This is a genomic window from Parachitinimonas caeni, from assembly GCF_030129945.1.
GTDB lineage: Bacteria > Pseudomonadota > Gammaproteobacteria > Burkholderiales > Chitinimonadaceae > Parachitinimonas > Parachitinimonas caeni.
The window spans coordinates 1-9692 of sequence record NZ_JARRAF010000067.1 but is presented as its reverse complement, the minus strand read 5'-3'; the positions used below and the strand labels follow the sequence as shown (position 1 = coordinate 9692).

The window sequence follows — 9692 nt, the reverse complement described above, 5'->3', positions numbered from 1 at the left end:
ACGGATTTGGGCCTGCTGCGGTGTTAAAAATCGCTTGCTTAGCCCACTAAGCGGCGCGCTTTTCGCCTTGCATCAGGCCCAAATCCGACGAAACGCGATCCGGAAATAAAATGTCAACAGAGCCTAAGTTCGCCATCACCAAGCAAAAGCCCTTCCATTTCGGGAAGGGCTCTTGTTTTGGGCTGCGACCACGCGCCGCCCTCTATCCATCCGAGTAACCGCTTACATATTCAAGCCATACTGGATGCACATGGCACGCAGGCCGCCTGCATAGCCTTGGCCCACGGCACGGAACTTCCATTCGCCCGAGCTGCGATACAGCTCCCCAAACACCATGGCGGTTTCTGTCGAAGCATCTTCGCTGAGGTCATAGCGAACAATTTCTGCACCGCCTGCCTGATTGATCACGCGAATGAAAGCACCACCTACCTGACCGAAATTCTGCTTGCGGGTATCCGCCTCGTGAATGGTGACCACGAAGACAATCTTGTCTACGTCAGCGGCCACTTTGGCGAGGTTGACGGTCAAGGTCTCATCATCTCCGTCGCCTTCCCCGGTGCGGTTATCCCCTGTATGCGCCACCGAACCATCGGCAGTGGTTTTCTGGTTGTAGAAAATAAAGTCGGCATCGCTGCGAACCTTGCCCAAGCTGCTCAGCAAAAAGGCGCTGGCATCCAGATCAAATGCCTGACCATCGGTCGCTCTGGGGTTCCAGCCCAGACCGATACGTACTTCCACCAAACCCGGAGCGGTTTTATCCAAAGAGATATTGCCGCCTTTTTGCAATGAAATTGCCATACTGCCTCCTGAGTAAAAGACTATTTACATCACCACTTTGCGCCGATTGCTCTACTTGGAACCCACCTTCCAACGTATGCCCCAGCGGTAAGCGTCATCCAGCTGCGGATGCGCCTCGAAAAATCGTACTTCACGGCTAACCTTGACTGCGCCGCCATCGTTCTCCAGCAAAGCCACGGCGCACATCCCCAGCGCCCCGCCCTCTTCATTGAGTTTGACCTCGATCGGCGGCTGACCGGGCGCGTAGAGTGTGACCACGCCATCGGTCGCTTTCCAGTCTGGCGCGCCCTCGTAGATATACGCAAACACGCAGACCCGCTTGATGTCCTTCCAGAACTTGCCGTTGATGCGCAGCCACTCCCCTTCGCTGACAGCGCCGGTACGATCATCCCCCAGCAGCTCGATGAATGGCTCGGACTCAAATGCCCCGAAACGTTCACCCAAGGCCTGTATCGCCCCTTTGTAACCATCCTGCAGCTCGAACAGGCAGCCAAGATCCAGATCGACAGATTTTTTCTTGCCGAAGCCGAACATGCCTCCCGATGAACCGCGATTCCAGTTGAGGTTGATCTTGATCTCGCCAAAATCCGCCTTCTTTTCCAGGCTGATGGTCGATTTGGTCTTGTCGAGCGTGATCTTGCTCAAGTTGATGGATGATGTGGGCGGCGGGGGCGCAGCCGGTGCGGGCGTCGGGGCCGCGACGGGCGCTGGCGCAGCTGCCGGGGCCTCCACTTCCACACCAAAGTGTTGAGCCAATGGGGCCAGACCACCGGTAAATCCCTGTGCCACCAGGCGAAATTTCCACTGCTCGTTACGGCGATAGAATTCACCCAGAATCAGGGCGGTTTCAGCCATGCCCTGCGTGGCAATCGGCGCATCCAGCGGCTCGCCAGACGATCCGGCCACCTTTACGGTAAGGCGGCTGCAGGCTTCGAAGCGGGCACGGTTTTCATGGATGGTTGCAGTCAGCGCAATCTTCTCGATGGCCGCATCAATACCAGAAGGCCGCAGCTGAAACACCACCCGGCCCGGGGTGGCCTCTGCCAGCCGCAATGCGCCAGCACTGACACTGGGCTGGCCGTAGAAACACATATCGCCATCGCCCCGCACCTTGCCGCTGGCACTGAGCTGGAAGGCGGAAACATCAATATCCGCGCCCGCAATCGGGCTGAAGTCAATGCTGATGGAAACCTCGCCCTCAGGCAGGTTGGCGTTGCCGCCCGGAGTCAGGGTCGTCATGATTTGATGGCTCGCTGTGCGTCGGCAACCAGATGTTCCACTGTAGAACCGGAAGCAACCTGTCCCAGCGCCGTCAGGGTCCAGTCACTGCCCTCGCGCACCATATACGCCATCAGCACACCCGTGTGCGGCCCTTTCTCGGACAGATTGAAGCGGGCCAGCTCGCTGCCATTGGCCAGATTCACCAGCCGGCATCGGGCGTTTTCGACCTGATCAAAAGTCTGACCCGTAAAGCTATTGACGGTAAACACCAGATATTTGACCGACACCGGCAAGGCAGCCAGATCGACCGAGATGGTTTCATCATCGCCATCCCCCTCCCCCGTGCGATTGTCGCCACTATGGCGGATGGCACCATCGCGTGACTGCAGCTGCACGAACCAGACGACGTCAATGGGGTTCTTGCTGGCGTCCAGCATCAGGCAGGATGCATCCAGGTCGATAGAGCCTCCGCCCCCGCCCAGCAATTTGCCAAAGAAACCGCCCTTTTTGGCCACCGGATCCCATCCCAGGCCCATGCTGACCTTTGATAGCGCGCTACCCGCCGTCTTCTCAAGCGAGATGGATTGGTTCTTGCTAAGAGAAATGCCCATTTTTTAATACCTCCCAGATTGGCAAATTGGAAATCCCTCGGGATTCATCCCGTATTGCTTGCAAGCTGACCGCCCGTGGCATTGCAAGTTCCTGCCGGGCTCTCAGGCCGTACGTGCCAAGGCCAGCGCCGGCTCGGGCTGGCGGATGCCATACCAATGCGCCCGCTGCACGATCTGCCTCGCCCATTGGGCATGGGTGGCGGGTTCGCACATCGCGCCATTGAACTGAAACACCGCAGGCGCCGACTGGCAAAGGATGGCCTGAGCACTGTCGTAATCCGCCGAACTCACCTGCAGCGCGGCATGAATCACCGGCACCTGCGCCGGGTGAATGGCCGTCTTGCCGACCAAACCATGCGCGATATCCAGCTCCAGCTCCTGCTGCAGCAGGCCGGGGGCATGCAATTGCTCGAAAACCGGCGCAGTCAGCGCAAAGCCGGATGACCCCATGACACCGCAAAGCATGGCAATAACATAGCCCATCGGGCTTTGATACGCCGTGAGGCCCGGCATGCGTCGCAACCCCAAACAGGCCATCAGATCATTGCCACCGATGCGCAAGGCCAGGATCCGCTCGCGCAAGGTTGCCAGCATGGCATCCCGCAGCGCCACCATGGCGCCCGGATCAAAAACCTCGCGGGTTTCCAGCGTCGGCATCAGCAGGAGTCGGGTGCCTTCGACGGCCCGCTGCCAGTGGCCCAGGCTGGCCAAGGTCAGCTTGGGTGCCACCAGGCCATCAACGTGCTGGAACAGGGGCCACTGCGCCAGCAGTGCGGCCATGCCGCAGGAACGCGGGCGGACAAATATCAGAGGGCTGCCGTCCGGACGCCCCCCAGCCTGGTCGATGGCTTGCAGGCAGTGTTCAAGATTGCGCAGCGCCACCCCGATCTCTGCCTCACCAATCGCATCTTCCAGGCAGATGACCAAAGAGCGTAAGCCTGGGTGCTTGTGCCCCCTGATGATTTCGGTCAGATCCGGCCGGGTGGCGGGCATATAAAGCGTTGCCCCCAGCGCATGGGGCGACAGGGTGGGCAAGGGCCTGGGGGCGAGGGGCAGCGTCACGCCGGGCGGCTCGACAACCGCGATATCGCTGTCAGATTCGTACCGGTTGTCAGCAAGCAGCTCATTTCGCATCACCTGCGCTCCTTATGATGGTTGCGGCACGATATGGGGCTATCTGTTTTCCTACTTCCTCTACCGACACCTGCGCCTGCCGGGCCAGATACACCAGCAGCTGGACATCCGGATCACCCAGGTGACGAACCAGCACCTGCTCGGGCATCCGGCGCAACAGGGCGCGTGTGGCTTCGGCGATGCCCGGTTTGATCCGGTTGGGTTGATGCACAGCATGGCGGTCTGCCAGCCACTGCATCACCCGTTGCGAACCCTGCTGCAGACCAGCAGCCTGCTGCACTGGCCAGGGCAATGCCGCAGCAACCGGGGCGACGTCAGCCTGAAAAGCCTCAATCGCCTGGATGAACGGCGTGCTGACATCGGCCTCCCGTAAATGATGGTAGACCATGCTGCCGTGCAAGCCCCCATCGACAGGCCAGATCGAGCGGGAAACCAGGCCCGATACGGTCGCGCCCAACACCCCTGAAGGGATGATCCAGTCCTCGGCCGAGGCGGCCAGCCAGGCGTGGCCGCAGGGGTCCGCCAGCACCACCAGGCGGGGTGGCTGCGGCAGCCCGGCCGCGCTACGTTGCAGTTCACGGGCAATCACGCCCTTGCCGGTCCAGCCATCGACAAAGAACAGGTTGGCCGCCGCATGGCGCGCCAGAATCATGCTCAAGGCCTGCTGGTCGATGCCTCGGTCGCGGATGATGCTGACCCCATAGTGAAATACCTCGTGCCCGCATCGGCGCAGCGCCCGGCGTAGCAGCACCCCCAGAGGAATGCCCGCCCGTACCAGCGATACCAGCACCACCGGCTGCCGCTCGACACAGGCTGCCGACAGTGCGCTGGCCAATGCCAGGACATCCCGCGCCATTCGCGGCCCGTTTTGCGCCAGTGCCCGCTGGTAAAACGCCATGTGGCGCTCGGATGGTGCGGACTCGTGGCTGATCATCTCGGAATAATGGCGCTGACGGGTCTGAATCAGGCGCTCCTTTTCCGCGACATCGGTGGAAGCGATGGCCACCGGGCGCAACAGAAAACTCACCTCATCGGCCGGATACGAACCCGAGCCGAGCAGCTCGGCGGGCAGGCTATCCATGCTGCAGCCCCTCGAAAATCTGGCGGGCCAGCTGGCCACGCTGTGGCGTTCCCCACCAGTGACATTCACCGAGAAAGCCCAGATCCGTCAGCGAATCACCAAACCCCAGATAGACCCGCTCTCCGAACCGTTCCTGATCGCGGCGTATCCACTCCCGCACTGCTGCCTGTTTGCCCAGGCATTCGGGCAGGAAGGCCAGATTATTGCCGTTAAGATGAATCGACAGGCCGTCGATCAGCCGCTGGCTTTGGGCCAGGGCCAATACGGTGTGCAGCACGCTGTCTTGCATCTGCTGATGTTTGACCACGGCATAGAGATTCAGCCCCGCACCGGTTTCCACCCAGGTTCGCAAGGTCAGCCCGTTATCCCGGCCCAGTTGCAACAAGGTGTCGGCCAGAACCGGCAAGCGGGCCTGCTCGTCGCGCAGCAAGGCTTGCATGCGGGCCTGCCAGGCGACATCCAGCTCGCCCGTTTCCGACAGCAGAACGCCGCCATGTGCGCAGATGGCGCCATGACAGAACGGCAGATCGACCCGCCGGTAGGTCTCGACGCCACGCGCAGTCACGGGTATCACATCCGCCGTCTGCAACAGCCACTCCACAAACTGCTTCTGAATCGGCGTCATATAACTGATGGCTTGCCCCGCAACATCGAAGGCCACGGCAAAGCGCTCGCCATCGGCCATTTTGCGCGGGGTTTGAAACAAGGTGTCGTCCAGATCGACGAACACCAATGGACGGTTAGTGGTGCCGGACATGCCAATTACCTATCGTGAACCGGCCATTTCTGGCCAACGCTGAGCAAAGTGCCCACGCCCTATTGCAGAATTATTAATAGTCCGACCAAAGCTGCATTGCCTGCCATTGCCTCTGGCTCACGCCGATTCATGGCGCTCCGGCGCGCCCGGCCTCACTGACGATCTCGGCCCGCAATGCCGCCACCAGCGCCGGGTCCAGCGACTGGGGCGGGGTTTCGCAACAGAGCAGCACCCGGTCGAAGTTTTCTGGCGCCACGTTGTAGAGGAAATTGGGAATGCCGATACCGTAGTTATCGGCAAAGCTGAGGGCATGGCGGATCGCATGCCCGAGGGCTATCGGCGAACGGCTGGTCGCTCCGAACCGCACCAGGGCGCCTTGCCGCTGCAAGCGCTCGGCCAGTAGAAACGGGCGCCATACGTATTCGCTGGTCCCCAGCACCAGCACACGCTCCCCTGGCCTGACCGTGAGACCGGGAGCCAGATTATCGTGGTGATCGCGCACCCCGAGCCGCCCCCAGTCACGACGGAGGTCCAGCGGCCAATCCCCCACCGCCACCTTGCCGACTTCCGGCATCTGCGGCAGTGGCGCATCAGGAATCTCGGCAAAGCGGTAGTGTCCTTGCAGCAGGCTGACCGCCAACGCCGCCGGCCCCAGCTGGCGGGTGGCCGCACCTTGCGACCAGTCGGTCAGCGTCACGGTCACCACGCGCTCCAGCTGGTGCAGACCTGCCCCCTCCAGCGCGGCCAGCAAATTGACAAAGGTCTTGCCGGTTGAAGCCTCGTCATCGACCAGCACCAGCGAACGCGCACCCAGCACCATCTTGCACAAGGCCGGGTCAAGCGGTTGGTGGATCAGCTGGGTGGTCGCGTGGCTATGTTCTTCCTCGAACCGCGCCAGCAACGGTGTCTGCAGCGGGTGGCGGGTGGTGGCCAGATACAGGGCATCGCTACGATTCACGGCATAAGCCCGATGCACCCCGGCCCCCAGACCAACAGCCGTCTCGGCCATGCCGATCACCAGCACCGGACCGGGCAGATCAGGCGGGATCTGCGCTGCCAGCCGCTGGTAGGTCTCGCGCATGATGTGGGGGGCGACCGGAATATGGCGGCCAAGCACTTTCGAGACAAACAGGAAGGCCCGCTTGGGATTGCGGCGTTCGGCAAAGTCGAAGAGGTCGTGCGGCGGCAGCAGACTGCTGAGGACTTCCACCGTTAATGTCCCACGGGATAACTCCGCCGTCAGGCGTTCAGGCAATACAGTGTTGGCAGTCATCAGAGGCAGGCGGTTTGCAGGGATTGCGCCACTATATCGCCAGTTCGTCCATCCGGCCAAAGCGCCAGAACCGGCGCCAGTGCTTGAACTGGGCGTGCCGACATCCCGATAATGAAGCAACCGCACTCCCTCCCCCAACCCGGCCAATACGAGAGACTCCATGATCTGGTTCCTTGAAGGGCAGTCCAGTCAGCGCGACATCATTCAGGGCGCTCAGGAAGCCCTGCCCCGACACCTGCCCATTCTGGCCTCCCACCGCCAGCACCGGCCTGAAATCACCAGTCTGGCCGATACCGCTCTGGTCGAACCCAGCCATCCGCGTCAACGCCTGGACTGGGTGCTGGACATGGCCATCACCAGGCAGATCCGCGTGGTGCAGGTGGGCCATTCAGGGCAAGTGTTTGAACCGGCTCGGGCAGCCTTTGCCGCAGCCGGGATTGATCTGGTCACGGGTGGCATGTCGGCCCGGACTTTCGATCTGGTCAACGATAAATCATGCTTTACCGAGTATGCCCGGCAGTCGGGCCTGCAAGTGGTCCCGGCCATCACGGTTCATGATGCCGAGGCCCTGGCGGCCGCCGTCGATACCCTCCGCGCCCAGCAGCAGATGGTGTGTGTCAAACCCGCACAGGGTATCTTCGGACTGGGGTTCTGGCGTCTATCCGACCATGCCGACCCATTCCGCTGCTTTGCCAATGCCGATGCCCGTGTCGTCAACACCCGGCTGTTCATTGACGCCTACGCCGCACGCACCGAGCGCAAGCCGCTGCTGGTCATGCCCTATCTGGCCGGCAGTGAGTGTTCGATTGATCTGGTAGTCGAGCAGGGACAGGTTGTCGCGCATGCAGGCCGCCGCAAACAGGGCTTGCACCAGCATCTGTTCCGCAACGGGCCTGCTGTAGAGCTGGCCATTGCCGCCGCTCGGGTATTCGCCTGTGACGGTATCGTCAACATCCAGACCCGGGACGATGCCGCAGGCACCCCGCATCTTCTGGAAATCAACCCCCGTTATTCCGGCGGTATCGGTTACACCCGTCTGGCGGGAATCAATCTGGCCGGCATCTTTGCCTGTCGGCGCCTGGGATTACCGCCACCTGCCATCCACTGGCAGGAAGATGTCAGCTTCAAAGCCATCACCCTGCCCGTGCCGATTGACCGCGCCACCCCGACCTACCGCGCCATCACCACCTCTGACGCCAGACCGGCAAAACCAATGAAGGAGCCCACACCATGGTTGAACTGACCGCCGGCGCCAATTGCACCCTATCCGGCCCTGGCTGCCGGTTTGTGCTGGGTGCGGATATCAAGAACGTCTGGGAACATGCCGGCATTGCACTACTACCGCTCGATGAAAAGCGCCAGCCTACGGGCCATGCGGCGCTGCTGTTTGCCCACCAACCCTGGAACAGCTGGCAGGAAGTGGGCGCCGACGCCGGTTGCAGCCTGCAGCTGGATGCCCTGCCCGCCAATACCCATTTCATTCTGCTCACGGTCTATCTCTATGGCGCTGCAGGGGCGATTCGCGATCTGCGCGAACTGAACCTGCAGGTTGACGATGCCATCCGCTATCGTCTGCCCGTCAACGACTTTGGCGATGCCGCGCTGGTCCTGGCCGAGTTCTACCGACGGGGCGACCAATGGAAGATCCGGGCGCTGGCCGAAGGCTCGGCCTATGGACTGGCGGCACTCGGGCGCCGGCTGGGCATGGAGATCAACGACAAACATCCCGATCACAGCCACAACACCGCCAGCGCCGATGACAGCGCTGCCCAGTCCAGCTCCGATGCCCCTGATCACTGCGAAGCAGCCAGCGGCACCAGCTTTGCCGTCAGCAGCAATCATGTGCTGACCTGTGCGCATGTGATCGAAGACATGCGGCGCTTTCGCATCACCTCGCTCCAGGGCACCTACAAGGCTGAGCCGGTGGTGATTGATTTCAAGAACGACATTGCCCTGATGCGGATCGACGGCGCACCACCGCTGCAACCGGTGACTTTCCGTGACGGTCCCGGTATCAGCTTGGGCGAGCCGATCATCACACTGGGCTTTCCGCTGGCAGGGCTGACCGGGCGGGGGGTGCAAGTCACCCAGGGAGGTGTGTCAGCGTTATTCGGGCTGCACGACGATTCGCGCCTGTTGCAGTTCACGGCGCCGATCCAGCCCGGATCGAGCGGAAGCCCGCTGTTTGATATGGCCGGCCAGGTCACTGGCCTTGTCACATCAACCATTACCCGGGCGCAGAACATGAACTTTGCAGTCAAATCGTCACTATTGCTGTCATTCCTCGAAGCCGCCCGTGTTACGCCGCTACGTGCGCGCGACCTGCCAACCAAGGCTCCGCACGAGCTGGTCCGCGACATCGAAGCCTCGCTGTGGTTGCTGGAGGTTGCGGTGTAAGCGTCTGATAGCCGGAGCCTCGGCTCTGGAGCCTAGTCTGCGACGGCCAGCAGGTTTTTGCCGGATTGCTGCGCGAAACTCAGCACTGCAATCAGCTTGTGCAGAAAGGCGCGCTCTCGTTCATTCCAAGGCAGTGAGCCCGGTAGTAGCGGAAGTAATTGAGCAAGCGCCTGTGAAATTTCATACGGCGAAAAGGATTCGTCGCGATAAGGGTCGTCCAACCGCTTCAAGAAAAAACAGTCAATGCGTTCATGGAGCCTAGTCAAGACATCAAAGTCTGCGTATTCGATAGCACCGATCCACTGATTGTTAGGCTCTGTTGACGTTTTGTTTCCGGTCGCGCCGGGCCGAGTTTTGGGGCAGGGCGAGGCAGGGTGAGTGCGGTTTAGCGAGCTAAATAAACGAACCCTAACGACGCCA

General features: G+C 61.3%; 10 protein-coding genes. 2 read left to right on the top strand and 8 right to left on the bottom strand.

Annotated features, from left to right (window positions below; genetic code table 11):
• Positions 1 to 222 precede the first annotated feature (222 nt).
• From PZA18_RS23080 to PZA18_RS23050, 7 genes are all read right to left on the bottom strand, one after another.
• The gene (locus PZA18_RS23080; protein WP_284103257.1) at positions 223 to 798 is read right to left on the bottom strand and encodes a TerD family protein; all 576 of its coding nucleotides are present in this window, start codon (positions 796 to 798) and stop codon (positions 223 to 225) included.
• Between the two features lie 51 nt (positions 799 to 849).
• Positions 850 to 2037, bottom strand: coding sequence for a TerD family protein (locus PZA18_RS23075; protein ID WP_284103256.1), 1188 nt, complete (start codon positions 2035 to 2037; stop codon positions 850 to 852).
• A complete protein-coding gene (locus PZA18_RS23070; protein ID WP_284103255.1) occupies positions 2034 to 2630 on the bottom strand; it encodes a TerD family protein in 597 nt (198 codons plus the stop codon). Before PZA18_RS23070 ends, PZA18_RS23075 begins: the two co-directional genes overlap by 4 nt.
• Positions 2631 to 2732: 102 nt before the next feature.
• Positions 2733 to 3764 (bottom strand): HpcH/HpaI aldolase/citrate lyase family protein, encoded by a 1032-nt coding sequence (locus tag PZA18_RS23065; RefSeq protein WP_284103254.1) that lies wholly within the window; start codon positions 3762 to 3764, stop codon positions 2733 to 2735.
• Positions 3754 to 4845, bottom strand: a complete 1092-nt coding sequence (locus PZA18_RS23060) for a cysteine protease StiP domain-containing protein (protein WP_284103253.1) — start codon at positions 4843 to 4845, stop codon at positions 3754 to 3756. The genes PZA18_RS23065 and PZA18_RS23060 overlap by 11 nt, the downstream gene beginning before the upstream one ends.
• Positions 4838 to 5602: an HAD family hydrolase gene (locus tag PZA18_RS23055; protein WP_284103252.1), complete on the bottom strand. Its 765-nt coding sequence runs from the start codon at positions 5600 to 5602 to the stop codon at positions 4838 to 4840. Before PZA18_RS23055 ends, PZA18_RS23060 begins: the two co-directional genes overlap by 8 nt.
• Before the next feature lie 127 nt (positions 5603 to 5729).
• Positions 5730 to 7037 carry a phosphoribosyltransferase domain-containing protein gene (locus PZA18_RS23050; protein WP_284103251.1) on the bottom strand — a complete coding sequence of 436 codons (1308 nt, stop codon included), beginning with the start codon at positions 7035 to 7037 and terminating at the stop codon, positions 5730 to 5732.
• Here PZA18_RS23050 and PZA18_RS23045 point away from each other — a divergent pair.
• Positions 7036 to 8118 carry an ATP-grasp domain-containing protein gene (locus PZA18_RS23045; protein ID WP_284103249.1) on the top strand — a complete coding sequence of 361 codons (1083 nt, stop codon included), beginning with the start codon at positions 7036 to 7038 and terminating at the stop codon, positions 8116 to 8118. The two genes, PZA18_RS23050 and PZA18_RS23045, sit on opposite strands and share 2 nt — an antisense overlap.
• Entirely contained in the window at positions 8106 to 9272 is a 1167-nt protein-coding gene (locus PZA18_RS23040; RefSeq protein WP_284103247.1) for a trypsin-like peptidase domain-containing protein, read from the top strand. Before PZA18_RS23045 ends, PZA18_RS23040 begins: the two co-directional genes overlap by 13 nt.
• A gap of 32 nt (positions 9273 to 9304) precedes the next feature.
• Here PZA18_RS23040 and PZA18_RS23035 read toward each other — a convergent pair.
• Positions 9305 to 9692 (bottom strand): hypothetical protein (locus tag PZA18_RS23035; protein ID WP_284103246.1); only part of this gene is annotated, 388 nt, incomplete at its 5' end.

What these genes read in the sequence shown, in the direction of transcription:
- PZA18_RS23080 (WP_284103257.1), bottom strand. Translation starts at nt 798, where the DNA reads ATGGCAATTTCATTGCAAAAAGGCGGCAATATCTCTTTGGATAAAACC.
- PZA18_RS23075 (WP_284103256.1), bottom strand. Translation starts at nt 2,037, where the DNA reads ATGACGACCCTGACTCCGGGCGGCAACGCCAACCTGCCTGAGGGCGAG.
- PZA18_RS23070 (WP_284103255.1), bottom strand. Translation starts at nt 2,630, where the DNA reads ATGGGCATTTCTCTTAGCAAGAACCAATCCATCTCGCTTGAGAAGACG.
- PZA18_RS23065 (WP_284103254.1), bottom strand. Translation starts at nt 3,764, where the DNA reads ATGCGAAATGAGCTGCTTGCTGACAACCGGTACGAATCTGACAGCGAT.
- PZA18_RS23060 (WP_284103253.1), bottom strand. Translation starts at nt 4,845, where the DNA reads ATGGATAGCCTGCCCGCCGAGCTGCTCGGCTCGGGTTCGTATCCGGCC.
- PZA18_RS23055 (WP_284103252.1), bottom strand. Translation starts at nt 5,602, where the DNA reads ATGTCCGGCACCACTAACCGTCCATTGGTGTTCGTCGATCTGGACGAC.
- PZA18_RS23045 (WP_284103249.1), top strand. Translation starts at nt 7,036, where the DNA reads ATGATCTGGTTCCTTGAAGGGCAGTCCAGTCAGCGCGACATCATTCAG.
- PZA18_RS23050 (WP_284103251.1), bottom strand. Translation starts at nt 7,037, where the DNA reads ATGGAGTCTCTCGTATTGGCCGGGTTGGGGGAGGGAGTGCGGTTGCTT.
- PZA18_RS23040 (WP_284103247.1), top strand. Translation starts at nt 8,106, where the DNA reads ATGGTTGAACTGACCGCCGGCGCCAATTGCACCCTATCCGGCCCTGGC.